We start from the raw sequence: 20784 nt of genomic DNA, 5'->3' as shown, positions 1-20784 counted from the left end.
TCCTTCCGTCCGTCCGCATCTTCGCCCGGTCACCGGGCTCCCACCAGGGCCGGACGGGGGACTCAGGTCAGCAGTCCGGTCAACAGGACCGCGGTCAGCCTCCGCGCCGCCGGGCCGGTCCGCGCCGACGTCGTCGCCGTCAGGGCGAGCCGGACGTCCTCGATGGACACCCGGGGCCGGAGGACACCGTCGGCGCGGGCCCGGTCGACCAGCCGCGCGAACGCTTCGGCGTGCGCGTGTCGGCGGTCGGCGAACTCCGGTCCTTCGAGGACACCCATCAGCCCGGGCTCCTCGACCCGCCACTCGCCGAAGCGGTGGAACGTGCGGGTGAGCGCGCGGCGGCTGTCCGGGTCGGCGAGCGCGGCGCGCAGCTGCCCCTCGCACCGCTCGACCTGGCCGGCGAGCACCGCCGCGAGGAGGTCGTCGCGGGACGGGAAGTGCCGGTGGACGGTCGCGGGCGCCAGGCCCGCGCGCCGCGCGATCTCCCGCACCGGCAGGTCCGGACCGTGCCGCGCGAAGGCCGTGTGCGCGACCGCGACGAGGTGCCGCCGGTTGTCCTCGGCGTCCGCCCGGCGTTTCCGAGTCAGTTCGTCGCGCACGGCTCTCACTTCCCCGCTCGTCGCCGGTGATCACTCCTAGCGTAGGCGCGGTCAGCGTGTCCGATGTGGAGGAGTGATCGTGTTCGCAACCCGGTTCGAGCGGTTCGGCCCGCCCGAGGTCCTGTCCGTCGGGGAGCTCCCGGAGCCGCACGCCGGGCCGGGCGAGGTGCGGATCCGCGTGCGGGCGGCCGGCGTCTCGCCGGTGGACCTGGCGATCCGCGCCGGGAAGTCGCGCTCGCCGATCGCCCTGCCGCACATCCCCGGCGTCGACGCCGCGGGGGTCGTGGACGAAGCGGGCCCTGGCGTTTCGGCCGGCGACGAGGTGTTCGGCGCGGTGGACGTCGCCCGGCTCGGCGGGGCGACCGCCGAGTTCGCGGTGCTGGCGTTCTGGGCGCTCAAGCCGGCGTCGATGCCGTGGGAGCAGGCGGGCGCGGCGGGTTCGGGGATCGAGACGGCCACCCGCGCGCTCGACCTCCTGGACGTCCGGGATGGCATGACGCTGCTGGTCGACGGCGCGTCCGGCGGGGTCGGCAGTCTCGTCGTCGGCCTGGCGCTCGCGCGCGGCGCGCGGGTGCTCGGGACGGGCGGCGACCTGGAGTTCGTCGAAAGCCTCGGTGCCACCCCGGTTCCGTACGGTCCCGGCCTGGCCACGCGGGTGTCCGGCCGGGTCGACGCGGCCCTCGACGTCGCCGGCAAGGGCTCGCTGCCGGAGCTGGTCGCGTTGACCGGGACGCCGTCGTCGGTGGTCACGCTGGCCGACTTCAGCGGACCGTCCCACGGCGTTCGGGTGTCGGTCGGCGCTCTCGGCGGCGAGCCGGACGGACGGCACGGCCTCGCTTTGGCTGCGGCGCTGTTCGAGGAGGGCCGGTTCCGGGTGCCGGTCGAGGAGCTGTTCACCGACGCGGCCACCGCGCACGCCGCCGCCGAGCGCGGGCCGCGGCGGGGGAAGCTGGTCGTCGCGGTCAGCGGGTAGTCGTCCGCACGATGACGGTCCACTCCGCGGGCCGGGCAGGACCTCGCTCGCCGAGCGCGATCAGGGCGCAGTCGCGGCCCTGGTCGAAGAGCGACTGCGCGATGGTCGTGAGCCCGGCGCGGTCCGCGTCCGGGTCGTCGTCCCACCCGGCGACCGCGACGTCTTCGGGGACGCGCAGGCCGCGGCGGCCCGCGGCGTCGAGGACCGCGAAGGCGAGCTGGTCGCTCATCGCGATAACCGCGTCGGGCTCGGTGTCCAGCAGCGCGTCGGCCAGCTTCGCGGCTTCATCACGGTCGTTGCGGGCGACGACGGCGACCGGCAGGCCGCCAGGGTCGCCGAGGTGGTCGTGGATGCCGAGGAGCCGTTCGCGGGTGACCGGGAACGCGATGTCTTCCGCCGCGGGCCCGGTTTCCAGCCTCGGCCGGCGGTCGCGGTCGAAGGGGAAGCTCAGCACGGCCGGGCGGTGGGCGTCGGCGAAAGTGCGCGCGGCCAGCTCACGCGCGGACGCGCGGTTGTCGATGCTGACGACCTGGGCCCCGGCGAAAGCGGGCCCGCCGTGGATCGCGACCGGCTTGCCGAGGCCGCTCACGACGTCGAGCACCGGGTCGGTGTCGACGGTCGTCCAGACGAGGTAGCCGTCGACCGACGCCGACCGCACGCGTTCGCCGTCGTCGTCCGCGCCGGTGGTCGGGATGAGGTTGAGCCCGCTGCCGCGCTCGCGGCAGACCTCGGCGACGCCGGCAAGGAACCGGCGGGCCTGCGGGTCTTCGAAGGCGTAGGCGAGGTGTTCGCCGAGCACGACGCCGATCGCGCCGTTGTGGCGGCGGCGCAGGGACCGCGCGGTGGGGTCGGGCCCGCGGTAGTTCAGCTCGGCGGCGACCTCGCGGACCCGGCGCAGCGTCTCCGGGGCGACCCGGTCGGGCTGGTTGTAGCAGTACGACACGGTCATCGCCGAGACGCCGCAGCGGCGCGCGACGTCCGCCATCGTCGGTCTGGACATCTCCCCACCCTAGCTGTGTATCGTTAAACAATGCTCGTCGCACCCCGGACGAGGCTCGCGCTGGGAGCGCTCAGCGCCGCCTGCTTCGTGTCCGTGACCTCGGAGAACCTGCCCGTCGCGCTCCTGCCTCAGCTCGCTTCCGGGCTGCGGGTCGGGGACTCCGCGATCGGGCTGCTGATGACCGGGTACGCATTGGTCGTCGCGGTCTCGGTGGTGCCGCTGGTGGCGTTGACGTCGCGCTGGGACCGCCGGACGACCGCGCTGGTCACGCTGGGGATGGTCGTGGTGTCGAACCTGGTGCTGGCGGTCGCGCCGAACTACGGCGTGGCCATCGCCGCGCGGCTGGTGGCGGCGGTGGGCCACGGCGTGTTCTGGTCGGTGGTGGCGTCGATGGCGGCCCGGCTGCTCGGCCCCGGCCAGGCCGGCCGCGCAACGGCGGTGGTGTTCGCCGGGAACTCCCTGGCGTTCCTGTTCGGGCTGTCGGCCAGCTCGTGGCTCGGCGCGACCCTCGGCTGGCGGCCCGCGGTCTTGGTGGTGGCGGTCGTCGCGGCGCTGACGGCACTGGTCATCCGCCTCACGGTCGGCCCGATGCCCGGGACGGCGCCCGCGGTCCGGGGGCGCCTTGCGGATCGTTCGCTGTTTCCGGTCAACCTGACGACGCTGCTGGTGGTGACGGGACACTTCGCGGCGTTCACGTACATCACGGCGATCATCGCCCGGTGGGTCCACCTGACGGGTTCGTCGACGTCGTTGCTGTTGTTCGCTCACGGAACGGTGGGCTTGCTGGGCCTGGTCCTGATCGGCCGCCACATCGACGGCCACCCCCGCGCGACGGCGCTGGTGACGACGGGTGGCCTTGCTGTGTGCATGGTGGCGCTGCTGGTCTCGCCGGGCCCGGTCGTCGCCGGGACGGCGATCGTGGCGTGGGCGGGGCCCGCGGCGGGGATCGGGGTGGTGCTGCAGGCGGCGGTCCTGCGGGTGGCGAAGAGTCAGCCGGACCTGGCGTCGGCGGTGTACATCGTGGCGTTCCAGATCGGCATCGCCTTAGGGGCCGCGCTGGGCGGCCTGGGGCTGGACCACGGAATGCTGCCGGCGGCGGTGGTGATCGCGGCGGCCGGCGGACTCACGTCGGCGATCGTGGTACGCCGGTCGGCGTCGTTCGAGTCACCCACCTGAGCGGTGCCCGGGTGCAGCCCACTCTCGCGCTGCCGGCGAGCGGACAGCACCGGTCGCGCCCTCCGCGCCGCTAGGCCTCGCGCAGCCGGTGCACCCGCAGCGCCAGCTGGATCTCCAGCGCCCGGTCCGGGGCCTGCCACTCCTCCCCCAGCAGCGACGCCACCCGCTCCAGCCGCTGCACCACCGTGTTCACGTGGACGTGCAGCACATCCTTCGTCCGCGCCAGCTGCGATCCGCTCGCGAAGTACGCCCGCAGCGTCGCCACCAGCTCCGTCCCCCGGCGGGCGTCGTAGTCCAGCACCGGTCCCAAAGTCTGCCGTACGAACAAGTCCAGATCCGCGTGGTCGCCCAGCAGCTGGCCGAGGAACCCGAGCCCCGCCATCGCCGCACCCTCACCGGTCCGGCCCAAAGCCAGCAACGCCCGGACACACCGCGCCGCTTCGCCGTGGGCCAAAGCGATCGCCGAGGGGCCGCTCGCCGGGCCCGCCGCGCCCACCGTCACCGGGCGGCCCGTTGCCGCGCCGAGGTCGGCCGCCACGCGCCTCGCCAGCTCGTCCGGGTCGCCCTCGCCCAGCAGCACGACCTCCTCCGCGTGTACCCCCACCAGCGTCGCGTGCCGGGCGGCCGCGCTCGCCACGCGCCGCCGCGAGCCGCCGTCCGCGTGCGCCACCAGGACCGCGTGCGGGGCCGACAGGTCGATCCCCAGCCGGCGGCCGCGAGCCAGCAGCGCCCGCGGGTTGCGGTCGGGCGCGGTCAGCAGATCCGTCAGCAGCTCGCCGCGGACCTCGTCCTCGGCCCGCACCACCGATCGCCGCAGCATCAGCAACAGCGCCGTCACGACGCCCGCGCGTTCGAACAGCCGCCGGTCCGGGTCGGTCAGCCCGTCGCGACCGGCCAGCACCAGGCTGCCGAGCAATTCCGGGCCGGCCTGCACCGCGCACACCCAGGTGTCCTTTGTGGACACCGCCCGCCCGGCCGCGCGGGCCGCGAACAGGGCGTCCGGGTCGAGCGCCGCCGGGGCCGCCGAGCTCGCCAGCAGCGTGCGGTCGGCGTCGTAGACCGTGAGGTCGCCGTGCAGCACCCCGGCGACAGCCGCCGCGACGTCCGGCAGGTCGCCGCCGCGCAGCACCAGGTCGGTCAGCCGGTCGTGCGCGTCCTGGGCGCGCTCCATCGCTTCGGTGTGCGCCCGGATCGTCGCGTTGGCCTCGTTGAGCTCCGCGACGGCGCGGCGGGTCTGGTCGAGCAGGTTCGCGCTGTCGAGGGCGATCGCCGCGTGGTCGGCGAGCGACGACAGCAGCGCCACCTCGTCCGCGGAGAACTCCCGCGTGCCCCGGTCCGACGCGAAGAGGACGCCGAGCACCTTCGGGCCGATCGCCAGGGGGACGCCGAGGATCGCGGTCAGGCCCTCGTCCTGGACGCCGGAGTCGATGTGGCGGGTGTGCTTGAACCGGTCGTCGTGGAAGTAGTCCGAAGTCGCGTACGGCCGCGCGGTCTGCGCCACCAGCCCGCCGAGGCCCTCCCCCATGCCGAGCACGATCTGCTGGAACTCCGCCGACACCGACCCGTCGCTGACCCGGACGTAGGTCCGGTTCTCGGCCTCGTCGTTGAGCGAAAGGTAGGAGACGTCGACGTTCAGCAGCGCCCGCGCCCGCCGGACGATCGAGCGCAGCACGGTGTCCGGATCGGACAGTGCGGCGAGCTCGCTCGCGGTGTCGAACAGCGCGCCGAGCTGGGCCTCCCGCCGCCGGTGCTCGGCGAGTGTCTCGCGGATCCGCAGGGCCAGCTCGCCCGCGCTGGCCAGGGCGGTCAGGTCGGCCGCGCCGAGGGCACCTTCGGCGCGGGCGGCCACGACGACGTGCGCCAGCTGCTCGCTGCTCGCCCCGGAGGCGAGCAGGTCGAGCAGCCGGCGCAGCGCGTCCGTGGGTGCGGTCACGGCCGTCATGCTAGGGCGAAACGGTCGCCGTCTCCGCCTCGACGTCCTCGCCACCAACGTCGTGCAGCGACTCCCCGCGCGTCTCGCGGGCCGCGAGCAGCGCGACCACCGTGATCAGGCACATCGCCGCGACGTACAGCGACACCGGCACGGTGCTGCCCCAGGCGGAGAACAGGGCCACGGCGATCAGCGGCGCGACGGCACCCGCGGCGATCGACGACAGCTGCCCGCCGACCGACAGCCCCGTGTAGCGCACCCGCGTCGGGAACTGCTCGGCGAAGAACGCGGCCTGCGGGCCGTACATCGCGCCGTGCAGCACCAGCCCGACGGTCGCGGCCAGCACGATCACCGCCGACGACTTCGTGTCGAGCAGCGCGAAGAACGCGAAGCCCCAGAACGCCATCCCGATCGCGCCGAACAGGTACACCGGACGGCGCCCGACACGGTCGGACAGCGCGCCCCACAGCGGGATCGTCACGAAGTGCACGGCCGAGCCGATGAGCACGGCGCTCAGGCCGACGCCCTTCGGCAGGTGCAGCCCGGTCGTGACGTACACGAGGATGAACGCGGTGATCACGTAGTACGAGACGTTCTCGGCCATCCGGGCGCCGATCGTGACCAGCACCTGGCGCCAGCTGTTGCGGAAGACCTCCACGACCGGCACGTGCTTGTCGGCGTGCGTCTCGGCCTGCTTCTGCGCAGCCAGGAACACCGGCGACTCGGCGACGGCCAGCCGGATCCACAGCCCGATCAGCAGCAGCACGCCCGAGAGCAGGAACGGGACGCGCCAGCCCCACGCCATGAACGTCGCGTCGGACTGCGTCGCGGACAGGATCGCCAGGACGGCGGTCGCGAGGAGGTTGCCGCCGGGCGCGCCGCACTGCGGCCAGCTCGCCCAGAAGCCGCGACGGCGGTCGTCGCCGTGCTCGGAGACGATCAGGACGGCCCCACCCCACTCACCGCCCAGCGCGAAGCCCTGGACGAGGCGAAGCAGCGTGAGCAGGATCGGCGCCGCGACACCCGCGCTCGCGAATGTCGGCAGCACGCCCATCAGGCAGGTCGAGCCGCCCATCAGCACCAGGCTGACGACCAGGAGCTTCTTGCGCCCGAGCCGGTCCCCGTAGTGGCCGAAGACCAGGCCGCCGACCGGACGGGCGAGGAACCCGACGGCGTAGGTCAGGAACGCCAGCAGCGTGCCGGTCAGCGGGTTCGCCGTCGGGAAGAACAGCTTGTTGAACACCAGCGCGGCGGCCGAGGTGTAGAGGAAGAAGTCGTACCACTCGATGGTGGTGCCGATCAGGCTCGCGCCGACGATCTTGGCGATCGCCGATCGGTTCGGTTGACTCACTGCGGGCTCCACTTCCTTGTGGTGTCAGGGTTTCAGGCGGCTTTACGCGGCTGTCCAGCCGCCGTCGAGCGGGATGGACGCCCCGGTGACGTGGCCGGCGTGCGGCGAGCACAGCCACGTCACCAGGGAAGCGACGTCATCGGCTTCGATGAGCTTTTTGATGGCGGCCCGCTTGAGGAGGACCTCGGTGACGACGTCCTCGCGCGGGATGTCGTGCTCGGCGGCCTGCGCCTCGATCTGACCGTCGACGAGGGGCGTGCGGACGTATCCGGGGTTCACGCAGTTGCTCGTGACGCCGTGTTCGGCGCCTTCGAGCGCGGCGACCTTGGAGAGGCCTTCGAGACCGTGCTTGGCTGCGACGTACGCGGATTTGAAGGCGGACGCGCGAAGCCCGTGGACGCTCGACATGTTGACGATCCGGCCGAAGCCCCGCGCGTACATGGCCGGAAGCGTGTGCCGGATGAGCAGGAAGGGAGCGGTGACCATCAGCGCCTGGATGCGGGTGAACGCGTCGGGCGGGAAGTCCTGGAGCGGCGCGACGTGCTGGATCCCGGCGTTGTTGACCAGGATGTCGACCTCGGCCGGGAGGGCGTCGATCGTGCCGGGATCGGTCAGGTCGGCGACGTGCCCCCAGCCCCCGACCTCGCCGGCGACGGCCTCGGTGTTTTCGGCGTCGATGTCGACGACGTGCACCTTCGCCCCGGCCGCCGCGAGGGCGCGGACGCAGGCCAGGCCGATACCGCCGGCCCCGCCGGTGACGAGGGCGGTGCGCCCGTCCAGATCGCTGGTCATGGACGGGAACGGTAAGCGTGACCCGGGTCGCGGGCTATGTGCGAGGGAGCTACAGCTCGCGAAGATCCTGTGGTGCGGGACGACACAGGGAGATCAGGAAGGCATCCCACGATCGGGTGGAGATTTCGGCGATCCCGGCGCGGTCAGCAGCGCGTTGTCCGGGTCGGCTCGCCTGCCCGCCCACGGCTGGATCCCCGAGTGCGGGCCGGATCCGCGCCGCCGTCTTGCCGACTACGTCGGCCGCGGCGAGGTCCGGCTCGGCCTCATCTACTTCGCGAGCTGCGGCGCGGGCTGCTTTCCCTTCTACGGCACCGATCCGGCCGAAAAGACCGTCCGGCACGAGCGGTGCGACAAGTGCGTGAAGGAGGCCTTCCGCCTCATGAGCGTTCCTTCAGCACCGCCAGGTAGTGCACGTTCGTCATGACGCCGAGGACGTTGCCGAACGGGTCGACGACCGACGCCGTCACGAACCCGGGCCCTCGTTCGGTGATCGGCTCGTTCTCCTTCGCGCCCAGCTCGTGCAGGCGCGCGACGGTGGCCTCGAGGTCGTCGACGTGCCAGTAGACGATCTCGCCGCTCGCCCCGCCCATGCTCGCCGGGACGTACTTGCGGTCGATCAGGCCGAGCTCGTGCTGGTAGTCGCCGATCCGGAACTCGGCGTACCCCGGCCGGTGGAAGTACGGCTCGATCCCCAGGAACTCGGTGTACCAGGCCTGTGCGGCCGCGTGGTCGTCGGCGAAGTAGGAGACGGTGGCCATTCCTCGCAGCATGTCTACTCCCTTTCAAGCGGTGTGGAGCCATCATGCGGGATGAAAGTGCGCACCGAATGAGCACTTTGTTTGCGAGACTTCTCCCATGCGCGCCGACCGCCTCGTGGCCACCCTCCTGCTGATGCAGACGCGCGGCCGCGTCACGGCCGCGGAACTCGCGGCCGAGCTGGAGATCTCCGTCGCGACGGCCCGCCGCGACCTCGAAGCGCTCTCGACGGCGGGGGTGCCCGTCTACCCGCAGCCGGGCCGCGGCGGCGGCTGGCGGCTGGTCGGGGGCGCCCGCACCGACCTATCCGGCCTGACCTCCCGCGAAGCGCAGGCACTGTTCCTCCTGGCCGGCCCGGCCGCGGCTGCGGCCCCGGAGGTCAAGTCGGCCCTGCGGAAGCTGATGGGCGCGCTGCCCGGCACGTTCCGGGCGGACGCGTCGGCGGCCGCGGAGGCGGTGCTCGTCGACCAGACCGGCTGGGGCGAGCGCGTGAAGGACCGGCCACCGATCGTGTCACTGCTGCAGGACGCCGTCATCGCGCGCCGGCGCGTCCGGCTCACCTACGCCGGACGCGAGAAGTCGGAACGGCTCGTCGACCCCTGGGGCCTCGTCGACAAGGACGACGTCTGGTACCTGGTCGCCGGGACCGCGAAGGGCCGCCGGACGTTCCGGGTGGACCGGATCGTCGAGGCGGCCGCCACCGATGACGCCGCCGATCGTCCGGCGGACCTCGAACTGGCGAAGGTGTGGGAGGAGGTCGTCGAAGAGATCGAACGGCGCCGGTCACTCCTCACCGCGGACATCGTCCTCGCCCGCCGCCACTTCGGCGTGCTGCGCGATCGGTTCGGCCGGCACTGCGAGCTGGTCGCGGAACTGCCGGACGACCGGGTGCGAGCGAGGGTCGCGGCGCCCGCGCCGATCATGATCGCGCAGGAGCTGGCGGGCTGGGGCGCGCTCGTCGAGGTCGAAAGCCCGGACTCGGTGAAGGCCGAACTGGCCCGCCTGGGTTCCGAGCTGATTGCCCGATATATACCTTGATGTCGGGATTGAGAATGACCATGACATTCGCCGGCCGCTCACCCCTGGCGAAGGTGAGAAGTCCGCGAAGATCGAACTCGCGAGCCTTTGATCGAAGCCGCTCGCCCGTTATGCTCGGTGAACGGCGTTAATCACTCCACAGTGGACATTGAGAACACCTACTGCGAGTGTCCGTTACTGACCGGTATCTGGCCGTTCGGAGTATCCGGGATCACCCGTTTGCTGTTACTGTGACGCCTCCGTGACCTGAACGTGTGTTCGGTGACACTTCGGTGAGGGCAGAGATGCGTGACGATGTGGTCGAGGCGAGTGCAGTAGTAGGGCACACGCCGGACGTGGTGTGGCAGATCGTCGGATCGCCGGAGTGGTACTCCCGGTTCGTGCCCGAGATCAGCGGGTGCGAGATCCACGAGCCTGCCTCGCGCGGCCGGGGACCCAAGGGCGTGATCCGGATCGTCCCCGAGCGTGGACGCGTGATGGAGGCTCAGGTCCAGGCCGTCGTGTACCGGCCCGGCGAACACGTCGTGTGGTGCGGTGTCCCCGACGAAGGCACGTGGGTCTCCCTCGAGCTGAGACCCCTGGCCGGTGGGAAGACCGAGCTGTTCGTCCGGATGATGCTGCCGCCCTCGCACCTGGATCTGGTGTCGTCGGTGAAGAAGGACCTCCGCGCCCTCGGGCGGCGCCTCGACCTGCACCTGGCCGGGGAGTCCGACCCCGACCCCGACACCGACGGCAACAAGGCCACCAAGCTGCGCACCGCGAGCATCCTGGTGCGCGCCGGCGTCCTCAGCGCGGGCCGCCCGGACAAGATCGCCCGCCAGCTCAGCCAGCTCGCCCACTGGGGCGCCACCATCGCCGGGGGCTACCAGGCCGCCGCGGCCCGCGTCCCCGACGAACCCGCCCTGCACGACGAGCGCAACCTCCGCACCTTCCGGCAGGTCCAGGAGCGCAGCGACCGGCTCGCGAACGGGCTGAGCGAGCTCGGCGTCGGCGAACGCGACCGGATCGCGCTGATGTGCCGCAACCACGCCGCGATGGTCGAGTCGTTCGTCGCCGCCAGCAAGCTCGGCGCCGACCTGATCCTGCTCAACACCGGCCTGTCCGCGGCTTCGGTCAAGGACGTCCTCGCCGAGCACGAGCCGGCCGCCGTGCTGGCCGACGACGAGTTCGCCCAGACCATCGCGAACGTCCCGGGCGACTTCGCCCGGATCAGCACGTGGCCGGACGCCGAAACCGGCTACCCGACCGTCGACGAGCTGATCCACGCCGCGCCCGCCGACCCGCCCAAGCCGGTCGACCGGCCGGGCCGCGTGGTCGTGCTCACGTCCGGGACCTCCGGGACGCCAAAGGGCGCGCGGCGACCCACACCCAAGGGCATGGGGACGGCCGCGGCGATCCTCGACCGCATCCCGCTGCGCTCCGGTGACCGGATCCTCGTCGCGGCGCCGCTGTTCCACAGCTGGGGCCTGGCCGCGATGCAGCTCGGCATGGCGCTGCGGGCGTCGCTGGCGCTGATCCGCAAGTTCGACGCCGAGGAGACGCTGCGGGCGATCGCCGAGCAGAAGTGCGACGCGCTGTTCGTCGTGCCGATCATGCTGCAGCGGATCATGGACCTGCCCGAGCGGGTGCGGGCGCGCTACGACCTGTCGTCGCTGCGGATCGTCGCGAGCAGCGGGTCGGCGATGTCCGGCACCTTCGTCACGCAGTTCATGGACACCTTCGGCGACGTCCTCTACAACTTCTACGGCTCGACCGAGGTGTCCTGGGCGAGCATCGCCGACCCGGGTGACCTGCGCGCGGCGCCGAGCACGGCCGGGCGCTGCCCGCTCGGCACGCGCGTCGCGATCCTCGACGAGGACCGCAAGCCCGTCCCGCCGGGCGGCGAGGGCCAGATCTTCGTCGGCAACGACATGCTGTTCGACGGCTACACGAACGGCACGGACCCGGCGCGCGCGGCGGACCTGATGGCCACCGGCGACGTCGGCTACCTCGACGCGGCGGGCCGCCTGTTCGTCACCGGCCGCGCCGACGAGATGATCGTGTCCGGCGGCGAGAACGTGTTCCCCCGCCCGGTCGAAGAGGCACTGGTGGCGCTGCCCGGCGTGCACGACGCGGCGGTGGTCGGCGTGGCGGACGCGGAGTGGGGCCAGCGCCTCGCGGCGTACGTCGTCCCGCGGCGCGGCGCTTCGCTGCACGCGGAGGACATCCGGGCTTACATCCACCAGCGGCTGGCGCGGTTCGCCGTGCCGCGGGACGTGTACTTTGTGCCGGACCTGCCCCGCAACGCGACGGGCAAGATCCTGAAGCGCCTGCTGCACGACGACACCTGGCCGGTTACCACCGAATACTGATGCCCGAGTACACCCCGGACAGCCGCTACATCATCGTGAACGGCCGCCGCTGGCGAGCGACGGACCCGGAGATCCCCGACGACGTCCGTGACCGGCTGCAGAAGCATCTGATGGCGGCTCGTCGGGTGCAGGATCGCGCACGTACCCAGCTGGCGAAGGTGGCGCTGGGGGAACGCGGCGAGCCGTGGTGGGAGCAGACTTCCGCGCAACGGCGTGCGCGGTGGGAACGCGGGCTCGCGGAGCTCGATCCGCCGAGCGGTTGATCGCTATGGCGACGGTGGCCCGGACGCAGTGAATGACCCTTTCACCTCATCTGACGCGGTGAAAGGGTCGTTCACTGCACCACGACCGCGCGAACATGCCGGGCCCGGTGCGAACGCGCGGCCGTGCTCAGCCCACCGGCTGACGCAGCACCGTCTTCAGCTTCGCCGGCTCCACCCGCCGCGGGTCACCGAGGTACACCTCGTGGTGCAACCCGGCCGGCTCGAGCCCTTGCTGCTCGAGGAACTCGCCGTGCAACCGGGCCAATAGCGGGCCTTCGTCGTCGTACGAACCGATGTGGAGAGCCTGCGCGCACCGGCCCTCGTGCAGCTTCTCCAGCCGGACCGGCGCGTCGATCTTCTTCTTGCGCCGCACCGATTCCCGGGCTTCCTCGACCGCGCCCTCGCCGATCCACGCGGGCTGGGCGATGAGCATCGTCCACTGCCAGGAGTCCTTGGCCCGCACGGTGAACGCGGCGTAGTCCTCAGCCCACCACAGGCCTTCCAGCGGCCCGACGACGAAGTCTTCGCCGGTTCGCTTCGCCGTCATCTTGATCGTGTACGCGAAGGCGTAAAGGGATTCGACCGCTCGCGCATAGCTCTCGGCCGTATTCGGGTTGCCGCGGCCGTCGATCGCGAGGAACTGCTGCTCGGGCACGTCGACCAGCGCCCAGTCGGTGTTCTTCGGCGCGTACAGCTGCTTCAGGTCTCTCTTGACGTCGTAGGGCATCAGGTCATTCCTTTCAGCCACGCGGCTTCGGCTTCGAGCTGCGCGAGGGAGTAGTCGAAGATCGCCCGGACGAACGGTGGTGCTTCCACCGCGGCCGCGCGGCGGACTTCGGCCAGCCGCTCCTCGACCGCCTCCGCGCGCCGGGCCAACGCCGCCGCTAGCCGTTCGGGCGGGATAGCCGGGCTGTTGGCCAGTCCGGCCAGCACCGGCGGGTGCACCGGGCGCAGCTCGGCGATGGCCGCCTCCGCGGCCGCCGCGCACGCCTGCCGGCCCGCCTCCGTCGCCGTGTACGTCTTCTTCGCTTTGGCGTGCGCCCGCTCCCCCGCGACCTCGGCGACCAGGCCGCGGTCGCGCAGTTTGCCGAGCACGTAGTAGATCGAGCTGAAGCCGAGGGCGGTCCAGTCGCGCATGCCGCGTTCCGAGACGACTTCGTCCAGCTCGTAGCCGTGCCTCGGCCGCTCGACCACGAGGCCGAGCACCGTCAGTTCCGCGTCGGTCAGCACGCGACTATTCTAGGACTAGAATATGGCCGCTCGTCAAGGTCGCCGGAAATTGTCGGTGGGTGCTGGCATGCTTCACCGGGTAAGCCTCCCCGGGCCACTAGCCTGGGGAATTCGACCGGACGGCAAAGGAAACCAGTGGGGGGACAGGTGGTGACGGCGGTGCCGTGGACCGCGGAACGCGTGGCCGGGCTCGCCCCGGATCCCGCTTCGGAGAAGGCGGGCCGGGCGCTGGCCGCGCCGGCGAAGTGGTCGGGCGCGGGGGCGTCCGAAGACGCCGTGTGGGGCTTCTGCCAGGGCAGTGGCAAGAAGCCGTACCAAACGTGCGTCGAGCTCGCCGAGCCCGCGTTCCGGTGTTCTTGCCCCAGCCGGAAGTTCCCGTGCAAGCACGCGCTCGGGCTGTTGATGGTGTGGGCCGCGCGGCAGCTCGAGCCGGCCGAACCACCCGAGTGGGTGCACACCTGGCTCGCCGAACGCGCCGATCGCGCCCAGCGGGCGGAGAAGCGCGCGGAAGCGGCCGGCCCGAAAGACGAGGAGGCCGCCGCCCGCCGGGCCGGCGAGCGCGCCGCGCGGGTCGAAGGCGGTGTCGCGGAGCTGAAGGTCTGGCTGACCGACCGGGTCGGCGCGGGCTTCGCCGGTTTCGAGCGCAGCGGCGGCGAAGAGCTGCGCACGGTGGCCGCGCGGATGGTCGACGCGCAGGCGTCCGGCTTGGCGGGCGGTCTCCGGCGGGCCGCGGGCATCGTCGGCCGCCGCGACTGGCCGGAGGCGCTGCTCGGCGAGCTTTCGCTGCTGTACCTGCTGGCAGACGCGGCGACCCGATTGGATTCGCTGCCGGTTCCGCTGGCGGAAACCGTCCGGACGCGGCTGGGGTTCTCGGTGGAGACCGCCCGGGTTCTCGAGAGCGGCGAGCGCGTGTCGGACGAGTGGCTGATCACGGGCGCGGCCGACGAGGAGAACGACCGGTTGCTCACGCGCCGCACTTGGCTGCGCGGGCGGAACACGGGCCGGGACGCGCTGGTGCTGTCGTTCGCGCCACCGGGCCGTCCGCTGGACGCGTCGTTGCCACCCGGGCATTTCCTGACGGCGGAGCTGGCGTTCTACCCCGGCGCGGCGCCCCTGCGGGCGCTGGTGGCCGAGCGCGGCATCCCGTTGCCGGCGCCGGCCGCCGAGGGCGGTTCGATCTCGGACGCGCTGGCGGCGCACGCGCGGGCGATGGCGGCGGATCCGTGGCTGGAGCGCTGGCCGGTCCTTCTTTCCGGCGTGACGCCCGCCGAACACGCGGGCGGGTGGTGTCTGTCCGAAAAGGACGGGACCGCGCTACCGCTGGTGCCGTACGCGTTCCCGTGGTCGTTGCTGGCGATGTCCGCGGGCAAGCCGTTGACGGTCGCGGGCGAGTGGAGCCAGCCGGGGTTGCGGCCGCTGATGTGCTGGCAGGAAGACCGGGCGGTGCGGCTGTGAACGTTCACGACAACCAGGAGGTGCGCCCGTGAAAGCCTGGGATGACCTCGTCGGCACCGCCTTGCTCGGCACCCGCCGGCGCACCCTCGACCCCGCCACCCAGCCGCCCGCCGTCCAAGACCTGGTCGCGGACCGCGCAGACCCCGCCGAAGAGCTCCTCGCCGCGGCGGCCGTCCTCACCACCTACCGCCGGGCCGGGCGACGCCCGCTGGCCGACGTCCGCCCCCTCCCCGTCGCTGCCGCCGACGAGCGGCCCTTCGTCCCGCCTCTCGCACGGGAACGGCTGGCCCGGCTGCTCGCCGCCAGCCATCCCGACCTCCTCGTGGAGTGGCTCGGCATCGTCGCCGGCACGGCGTACCGCGTCCCGCCCGAAACCCTCCCCCTGCTCGCCGAAGCCGCCCGCAGCAAGGCCGCCCTGCGCGGGCCGCTCGTCGCCGTCGCCGGGCCGGTCGGGGCCTGGCTCGGGCAGCGGAACCCCGACTGGGCCTTCCTTTCCGCGCCGCCCGAAGAGTCCGGCGACGTGTGGCAGTACGGCAGCCTCGCCCAGCGCCGCCGCTGGCTCGCCACCAAGCTGGCCGACGATCCCCGCACCGCCCGGGAAGCCCTCGAAGGGTCGTGGAAGCGGGAGCCGGCCGATGTCCGGTCGGACTTCCTCGGCGTGCTCGCCGGGCACGTGAGCGCCGAAGACGAAGCCTTCCTCGAAGCCGCCCTGACCGATCGCGCGGCCGCCGTCCGCGAACGCGCCGCCGAACTGCTCGGCCGGCTGCCCGGCACGCGGTACGGCGAAAGCATGGCCGACCGGCTGCGCCCGCTCGTCCGCCGCCGCGGCCGGGTGCTCGAAGTCTCCGTCCCCCAGGGCGAACGCGGCGAAGGCACCGTCCGGTTGCGCACCCTCGCCGCCGCCGCTCCGCTGGCCTTCTGGACCGAGTTCGGCCCGCCCGCCGAGGTGGTGCGGATGACCGTCGAGGGCTGCCCGGCCGGCGTGCTGCGCGACTCCTGGGCCACCGCGGCCCTGCGCCAGCGCGACGAAACCTGGGCGCAGGCTCTGATCGGCGCCGACCCCGGCGGCCGCACCACCCCGCCGCTGCTCGGCGTGCTGAGCCCGGCGAGCCAGGCCGCCACCGTCGGGCACCTGGTGAGCCGCCTGCCCGTCGAGTCGTTCGCGCGGCTGGTGCACGAGCTGCCGCGGCCGTGGACCAAGGAGCTCGGCACCGCCCTGCTCGACTGGATCGCCCGCCAGGACGACCACCGCCTGGTCTCGCACGCCGCCGTCGTGATCGCCCGCGCGGTCCCCGCGGCGTGCCTGCGGCACCCGCTCGCCACCACCCGCCTGACCATGGACGCCGGGCCGTGGCGCCGGGCGCTCACCGAAACGCTGAACTTCCGCCGCGAAATGTACGAGGAGCTCGCATGACCGCCGCCACCGTCCTCCGGCCGCACGCCGAACAGGACCACGCCGCCGAGCTGGCCGCGCTGGCCGCCGCCGACGACCGGGCCAAGCCGCCCAGCTGGAACTTGTCCCCGTGGGCCGTCGTCGAGTACCTGCTCGGCGGCACCCTGCCGGACGGCACCGTGATCACGCCGAAGTACGTCGGCCCGCGGCGGCTGATCGAGGTCGCCGTCGCGACGCTGGCCACCGACCGTGCGCTGCTGCTGCTCGGCGTGCCGGGCACGGCGAAGACGTGGGTGTCCGAGCACCTCTCCGCCGCGATCAGCGGGGATTCGACGCTGCTGGTGCAGGGCACCGCGGGCACGTCGGAGGAGTCGATCCGCTACGGCTGGAACTACGCCCGGCTGATCGCCGAGGGCCCGAGCGCCGCCGCGCTGGTCGAAAGCCCGGTGCTGCGCGCGATGCGGGACGGCAAGCTCGCCCGGCTCGAGGAGCTGACCCGCATCCCGGCCGACATCCAGGATTCGCTGATCACGATCCTGTCCGAGAAGACGCTGCCCATCCCGGAACTGGGCACCGAGGTGCAGGCGCGGCCGGGCTTCAACCTGATCGCGACGGCGAACAACCGCGACAAGGGCGTCAACGAGCTCTCGAGCGCGCTGCGGCGGCGGTTCAACACCGTGGTGCTGCCGCTGCCGGACAGCGCCGAGGCGGAGGTCGAGATCGTCAGCAGGCGGGTCGCCCAGCTGGGCACATCGCTGCAGCTGCCGGTGGAAGCCGCCGAGCTGGCCGAGATCCGGCGGGTGGTCACGGTGTTCCGCGAGCTGCGGTCGGGCCGCACCGAGGACGGCCGCACGGCGGTGAAGTCCCCGTCCGGCACCCTCTCGACGGCCGAGGCGATCAGCGTGCTCACCGGCGGCCTCGCGCTGGCCACCCACTTCGGCGACGGCGTGCTGCGCCCGCACGACATCGCGGCCGGCATCCACGGCGCGGTGGTCAAGGACCCGGTGGCCGACCGCGCGATCTGGATCGAGTACCTCGAGACGGTCATCCGCGAGCGCGACGGCTGGGCCGACTTCTACCGGGCGGGCCAGGAGATTTCGTGACCTCGACCCACCTCCTCGGCATCCGCCACCACGGCCCGGGTTCGGCCCGGGCCGTGGCGGCGCGGCTCGCCGAGCTCGAACCCGACGTCGTGCTGATCGAAGGTCCACCGGAGGCCGACGCCCTGGTCGAGCTGACCGAAGACCCGGCGATGGCGCCGCCGGTCGCGCTGCTGGCGTACGCGACCGACGACGTCTCGCGCGCCGCGTTCTGGCCGTTCGCCGTCTTCAGCCCCGAATGGCAGGCGCTCGCGTACGCGCGCGAAGCCGGGATCCCGGTGCGGTTCTGCGACCTCCCGGCCGCGAACACGTTCGCCGCGGGGCCGGACGAGCACGGCGGGCCGCCCGGCGACCCGCTGGCCGCGCTGGCCGCGGCCGGCGGCTACGACGACCCGGAACGCTGGTGGGACGACGTCGTCGAGTCGCGGCGCGGTGACGACAACCCGTTCGAGGTGATCGCCGAGGCGATGACCGCGTTGCGCGAAGACGAAGAACCGCCGCGCGGCAACGAAGCCCGGCGTGAGGCCCACATGCGCTCGGTGCTGCGCCGCGCCCGCAAGGACGGCTTCGAGAACATCGCCGTGGTCTGCGGCGCCTGGCACGTGCCCGCGCTGGCCGACCCGCTGCCGCCGGCGTCGCACGACCAGGCCGTCCTCAAAGGACTGCCGAAGCGGAAGGTCGCGTGCACCTGGGTGCCGTGGACCCACGGGCGCCTCGCGGCGGCCAGCGGCTACGGCGCGGGCGTGCGGTCGCCGGGCTGGTACCACCACCTCTTCACCACGGCCGAGGACGTCACCACGCGCTGGCTGGCCGGCGTCGCGGCGGTGCTGCGGGAGGAGGACCTGCCCGTCTCGACCGCGCACGTCATCGAGGCGGTCCGGCTGTCCGAAACCCTCGCCACCCTGCGCGGGCGGTCGTCGGCCGGGCTGGCCGAGGTCACCGAAGCCACCCGGTCCGTGCTCTGCGGCGGTGACGAGGTCCAGGTCGAGCTGGTCACGCGGCGGCTGGTCGTCGGCGAACGGCTCGGCGAGGTGCCCGACCGGGTGCCGCAGCCGCCGCTGGCCGCGGACCTGACCGCGACGGCGAAACGCCTGCGGCTCAAGAAGGACCCGATCGTCAAGGAGCTCGACCTCGACCTGCGGACGCCCGGCGGGCTCGACCGCTCGAAGCTGCTGCACCGCCTGCGGATCCTCGGCATCGAGTGGGGCAGCCGGGAGGCGTCGGCACGGCGGAACAAGGGCACGTTCCGGGAGACCTGGGCGCTGTGCTGGGAACCGGCGTTCGAGGTCGACCTGGTCGCGGCCGCGGTCCACGGCACCACTGTGCCCTCGGCGGCGACCGCCGCCGTCCGCGACACCGTCGGGGGCACGCCCCCGCTGGACGAGGTGACCACCGCCGTCGAGAACTGCCTGCTCGCCGACCTGCCGGAGGCGCTACCCGAAGCGCTGGCGGCCCTCGACGCGCGGGCGGCGGCCGACGCGGACGTCGCCCGGCTCATGTCGGCGCTGCCCGCGCTGGCCAGGGCGACCCGGTACGGGAACGTGCGCGGCACCGGCACGGGCGCGTTGCGCGCGGTCGCCGACCGCATGCTCGACCGGATCTGCGCCGGGCTGCCGCCGGCGACGCACGGGATCGACGACGACGCCGCGGCCCGGATGGCCCAGCTCGTCGACGGGGTGCACGACGCGACGTCCCTGCTGGGCGACGACCCGAAGGAGCGCTGGCTCGCGGCGCTGGCGCGGCTGGCCGAACGGCCGTCACTGCCACCCCTGCTGGCCGGCCGGCTCACCCGGATCCTGCTCGACGCGGGGCTGCTCGACGCGCTGGACGTCGAACTGCGGCTGGGCCGGGCGCTCACGCCGGGCGTCGCGCCGTCGGCGGGCGCGGCCTACGTCGAGGGCTTCTTCGACGGCGGCGCGCTGCTGCTGGTGCACGACGAAGGCCTGCTGCGGGTGATCGACGCGTGGCTCGCGGCGATCCACGACGACGTCTTCACCGAGGTGCTTCCGTTGCTGCGCCGCACTTTCGGTGCGTTCAGCGGGCCCGAGAAGCGAGCGATCGGGCACCGCGCGACCGGGCTCACCGGCACCGCGGCGGTCGTGGCGGTGGCCGAGGAACTGGACGAAGACCGGGCGGAACGCGTGCTGCCCGTTCTCGCGACACTGCTGGGGGTGGGGGCATGAGTACCGTCGACACGGAGCGGCTGAGGCGCTGGCGGCTGGTGCTGGGCGCCGAGGGCGCGGGTCCCGGTTCGGGCCTGGCCGACGCCGAGCTGTCCGATGAGGACAGTGGGGTCGACTCGGTGCTGGCCGCCCTCTACGACAAGCCGGACGAGGAGGAGGCCGGCGGGCCGCGCAGCGCGAACCTGGGCGCGTCGGCGCCGCGGGTCGCGCGGTGGCTGGGCGACATCCGGCGCTACTTCCCCAGCACCGTCGTGCAGGTGATGCAGCGCGACGCCGTCGACCGGCTGGGGCTGACCCGGATGCTGCTGGAGAAGGAGCTGCTCTCGGCGGTCGAGCCGGACGTGCACCTGGTCGGGACGCTGCTCTCACTGAACGGCGTGCTGCCCGAGGAGACCAAGGAGACCGCGCGCGAGGTCGTCCGCAAGGTGGTCGAGGAGCTGGAGGAGCGGCTCGCCGAGCGCACGCGCGCGGCGATCAAGGGCGCGCTGGACAAGGCGTCGCGCACGCACCGGCCCCGGCCCGGCGACGTCGACTGGGCGCGCACGATCCACGCGAACCTCAAGCACTACTCCCCCGAGCTGCGCACGATCGTGCCGGAGAAGCTGATCGGCTTCGGCCGGCGCCAGCAGGCGGTGCAGCGTGACGTGATCCTGGCCGTGGACCAGTCGGGGTCGATGGCGGAGTCGGTCGTGTACTCGGGGCTGTTCGGCGCGGTGCTGGCGTCGATGCGGGCGCTGAAGACGTCGTTCGTCGCGTTCGACACGGAGGTCGCGGACCTGACCGAGCACCTCGCCGACCCGGTCGACGTGCTGTTCGGCACCCAGTTGGGCGGCGGCACGGACATCAACCGGGCGATCGCCTACTGCCAGGGCCTGGTCGGGCGCCCCGAGCGGACGCTGCTGGTGCTGATCAGCGACCTGTACGAGGGCGGCAACGAGGACGAGCTGCTGCACCGGGTCGCCGAGCTGGTGGGGGCGGGAGTCCAGGTCGTGACGCTGCTGGCCCTGTCCGACTCGGGCGCGCCGTCGTACGACCACGAGAACGCGGCGGCGCTGGCGGAGCTGGGGGTTCCGGCGTTCGCGTGCACCCCGGACCAGTTCCCGGAGCTCATGGCGGCGGCGATCCGGGGTGACGACCTGCAGGCCTGGGTGGCGCGCGAGACCAGCTGAGTTGCGGAATGAAACCGACTGGCCG

18 protein-coding genes are annotated in these 20784 nt (G+C 72.9%); 10 read left to right on the top strand and 8 right to left on the bottom strand.

The window, feature by feature from the left end; all coding sequences use genetic code 11:
• Window positions 1–62 precede the first annotated feature (62 nt).
• Window positions 63–599: a helix-turn-helix domain-containing protein gene (locus AB0C38_RS33185; protein WP_360681165.1), complete on the bottom strand. Its 537-nt coding sequence runs from the start codon at window positions 597–599 to the stop codon at window positions 63–65.
• A gap of 79 nt (window positions 600–678) precedes the next feature.
• Between AB0C38_RS33185 and AB0C38_RS33180 the strand changes: the two genes are divergently transcribed.
• Complete coding sequence (locus AB0C38_RS33180; protein ID WP_360681163.1) at window positions 679–1572, top strand: NADP-dependent oxidoreductase; 894 nt, start codon at window positions 679–681, stop codon at window positions 1570–1572.
• Here AB0C38_RS33180 and AB0C38_RS33175 read toward each other — a convergent pair.
• Window positions 1562–2572 carry a LacI family DNA-binding transcriptional regulator gene (locus tag AB0C38_RS33175; protein WP_360681161.1) on the bottom strand — a complete coding sequence of 337 codons (1011 nt, stop codon included), beginning with the start codon at window positions 2570–2572 and terminating at the stop codon, window positions 1562–1564. The genes AB0C38_RS33180 and AB0C38_RS33175 overlap by 11 nt on opposite strands.
• Window positions 2573–2602: 30 nt before the next feature.
• Between AB0C38_RS33175 and AB0C38_RS33170 the strand changes: the two genes are divergently transcribed.
• Window positions 2603–3748: an MFS transporter gene (locus AB0C38_RS33170; RefSeq protein ID WP_360681159.1), complete on the top strand. Its 1146-nt coding sequence runs from the start codon at window positions 2603–2605 to the stop codon at window positions 3746–3748.
• A gap of 70 nt (window positions 3749–3818) precedes the next feature.
• Here AB0C38_RS33170 and AB0C38_RS33165 read toward each other — a convergent pair whose 3' ends face one another.
• The 4 genes from AB0C38_RS33165 to AB0C38_RS33150 form a co-directional block, all read right to left on the bottom strand.
• Window positions 3819–5690 carry a GAF domain-containing protein gene (locus AB0C38_RS33165; protein WP_360681157.1) on the bottom strand — a complete coding sequence of 624 codons (1872 nt, stop codon included), beginning with the start codon at window positions 5688–5690 and terminating at the stop codon, window positions 3819–3821.
• A gap of 1 nt (window position 5691) precedes the next feature.
• Complete coding sequence (locus tag AB0C38_RS33160; protein ID WP_360681155.1) at window positions 5692–7029, bottom strand: MFS transporter; 1338 nt, start codon at window positions 7027–7029, stop codon at window positions 5692–5694.
• Window positions 7030–7071: 42 nt separating this feature from the next.
• A complete protein-coding gene (locus AB0C38_RS33155; protein WP_360681153.1) occupies window positions 7072–7821 on the bottom strand; it encodes a 3-hydroxybutyrate dehydrogenase in 750 nt (249 codons plus the stop codon).
• Between the two features lie 377 nt (window positions 7822–8198).
• Window positions 8199–8591: a VOC family protein gene (locus AB0C38_RS33150; RefSeq protein WP_360681151.1), complete on the bottom strand. Its 393-nt coding sequence runs from the start codon at window positions 8589–8591 to the stop codon at window positions 8199–8201.
• An 85-nt stretch (window positions 8592–8676) separates the two neighbouring features.
• Here AB0C38_RS33150 and AB0C38_RS33145 point away from each other — a divergent pair, with 85 nt between their 5' ends.
• The 3 genes from AB0C38_RS33145 to AB0C38_RS33135 all read left to right on the top strand — a co-directional run bounded on the left by AB0C38_RS33145 (window position 8677) and on the right by AB0C38_RS33135 (window position 12229).
• Window positions 8677–9615: a WYL domain-containing protein gene (locus AB0C38_RS33145; protein ID WP_360681149.1), complete on the top strand. Its 939-nt coding sequence runs from the start codon at window positions 8677–8679 to the stop codon at window positions 9613–9615.
• Between the two features lie 284 nt (window positions 9616–9899).
• On the top strand, window positions 9900–11966 hold the full coding sequence (locus tag AB0C38_RS33140) for an AMP-binding protein (RefSeq protein ID WP_360681147.1): 2067 nt from the start codon (window positions 9900–9902) through the stop codon (window positions 11964–11966).
• Complete coding sequence (locus AB0C38_RS33135; protein ID WP_360681145.1) at window positions 11966–12229, top strand: hypothetical protein; 264 nt, start codon at window positions 11966–11968, stop codon at window positions 12227–12229. The genes AB0C38_RS33140 and AB0C38_RS33135 overlap by 1 nt, the downstream gene beginning before the upstream one ends.
• A 127-nt stretch (window positions 12230–12356) precedes the next feature.
• Here AB0C38_RS33135 and AB0C38_RS33130 read toward each other — a convergent pair whose 3' ends face one another.
• Together AB0C38_RS33130 and AB0C38_RS33125 are read right to left on the bottom strand one after the other, a co-directional pair.
• Window positions 12357–12956, bottom strand: coding sequence for a GyrI-like domain-containing protein (locus AB0C38_RS33130; RefSeq protein WP_360681142.1), 600 nt, complete (start codon window positions 12954–12956; stop codon window positions 12357–12359).
• The gene (locus tag AB0C38_RS33125) at window positions 12956–13459 is read right to left on the bottom strand and encodes a PadR family transcriptional regulator (protein ID WP_360681140.1); all 504 of its coding nucleotides are present in this window, start codon (window positions 13457–13459) and stop codon (window positions 12956–12958) included. Before AB0C38_RS33125 ends, AB0C38_RS33130 begins: the two co-directional genes overlap by 1 nt.
• A 135-nt stretch (window positions 13460–13594) precedes the next feature.
• On the opposite strand from AB0C38_RS33125, the gene AB0C38_RS33120 reads away from it, so the two are divergent.
• Genes AB0C38_RS33120 through AB0C38_RS33100 form a run of 5 tightly spaced genes read left to right on the top strand, consistent with a single transcriptional unit; the run spans window position 13595 to window position 20759 of the window.
• Window positions 13595–14914: an SWIM zinc finger family protein gene (locus AB0C38_RS33120; RefSeq protein ID WP_360681138.1), complete on the top strand. Its 1320-nt coding sequence runs from the start codon at window positions 13595–13597 to the stop codon at window positions 14912–14914.
• A gap of 28 nt (window positions 14915–14942) precedes the next feature.
• The gene (locus tag AB0C38_RS33115) at window positions 14943–16328 is read left to right on the top strand and encodes a DUF5691 domain-containing protein (protein ID WP_360681136.1); all 1386 of its coding nucleotides are present in this window, start codon (window positions 14943–14945) and stop codon (window positions 16326–16328) included.
• Window positions 16325–17410: an AAA family ATPase gene (locus AB0C38_RS33110; protein WP_360681134.1), complete on the top strand. Its 1086-nt coding sequence runs from the start codon at window positions 16325–16327 to the stop codon at window positions 17408–17410. The genes AB0C38_RS33115 and AB0C38_RS33110 overlap by 4 nt, the downstream gene beginning before the upstream one ends.
• On the top strand, window positions 17407–19590 hold the full coding sequence (locus AB0C38_RS33105; RefSeq protein ID WP_360681132.1) for a DUF5682 family protein: 2184 nt from the start codon (window positions 17407–17409) through the stop codon (window positions 19588–19590). Before AB0C38_RS33110 ends, AB0C38_RS33105 begins: the two co-directional genes overlap by 4 nt.
• Entirely contained in the window at window positions 19587–20759 is a 1173-nt protein-coding gene (locus AB0C38_RS33100) for a VWA domain-containing protein (protein ID WP_360681130.1), read from the top strand. The genes AB0C38_RS33105 and AB0C38_RS33100 overlap by 4 nt, the downstream gene beginning before the upstream one ends.
• Window positions 20760–20784 lie beyond the last annotated feature (25 nt).

The sequence above is a fragment of the Amycolatopsis sp. NPDC048633 genome (assembly GCF_040650695.1).
Classification (GTDB): Bacteria; Actinomycetota; Actinomycetes; order Mycobacteriales; family Pseudonocardiaceae; genus Amycolatopsis.
The sequence above is the reverse complement of the archived record's forward strand: the minus strand, read 5'-3'. Positions and strand labels throughout refer to the sequence as shown.

Excerpts from the sequence above, each read along its gene's own strand:
- AB0C38_RS33175 (WP_360681161.1), bottom strand. The coding sequence starts at position 2,572 with ATGTCCAGACCGACGATGGCGGACGTCGCGCGCCGCTGCGGCGTCTCG.
- AB0C38_RS33170 (WP_360681159.1), top strand. The coding sequence starts at position 2,603 with ATGCTCGTCGCACCCCGGACGAGGCTCGCGCTGGGAGCGCTCAGCGCC.
- AB0C38_RS33165 (WP_360681157.1), bottom strand. The coding sequence starts at position 5,690 with ATGACGGCCGTGACCGCACCCACGGACGCGCTGCGCCGGCTGCTCGAC.
- AB0C38_RS33155 (WP_360681153.1), bottom strand. The coding sequence starts at position 7,821 with ATGACCAGCGATCTGGACGGGCGCACCGCCCTCGTCACCGGCGGGGCC.
- AB0C38_RS33150 (WP_360681151.1), bottom strand. The coding sequence starts at position 8,591 with ATGCTGCGAGGAATGGCCACCGTCTCCTACTTCGCCGACGACCACGCG.
- AB0C38_RS33145 (WP_360681149.1), top strand. The coding sequence starts at position 8,677 with ATGCGCGCCGACCGCCTCGTGGCCACCCTCCTGCTGATGCAGACGCGC.
- AB0C38_RS33140 (WP_360681147.1), top strand. The coding sequence starts at position 9,900 with ATGCGTGACGATGTGGTCGAGGCGAGTGCAGTAGTAGGGCACACGCCG.
- AB0C38_RS33135 (WP_360681145.1), top strand. The coding sequence starts at position 11,966 with ATGCCCGAGTACACCCCGGACAGCCGCTACATCATCGTGAACGGCCGC.
- AB0C38_RS33130 (WP_360681142.1), bottom strand. The coding sequence starts at position 12,956 with ATGCCCTACGACGTCAAGAGAGACCTGAAGCAGCTGTACGCGCCGAAG.
- AB0C38_RS33110 (WP_360681134.1), top strand. The coding sequence starts at position 16,325 with ATGACCGCCGCCACCGTCCTCCGGCCGCACGCCGAACAGGACCACGCC.
- AB0C38_RS33100 (WP_360681130.1), top strand. The coding sequence starts at position 19,587 with ATGAGTACCGTCGACACGGAGCGGCTGAGGCGCTGGCGGCTGGTGCTG.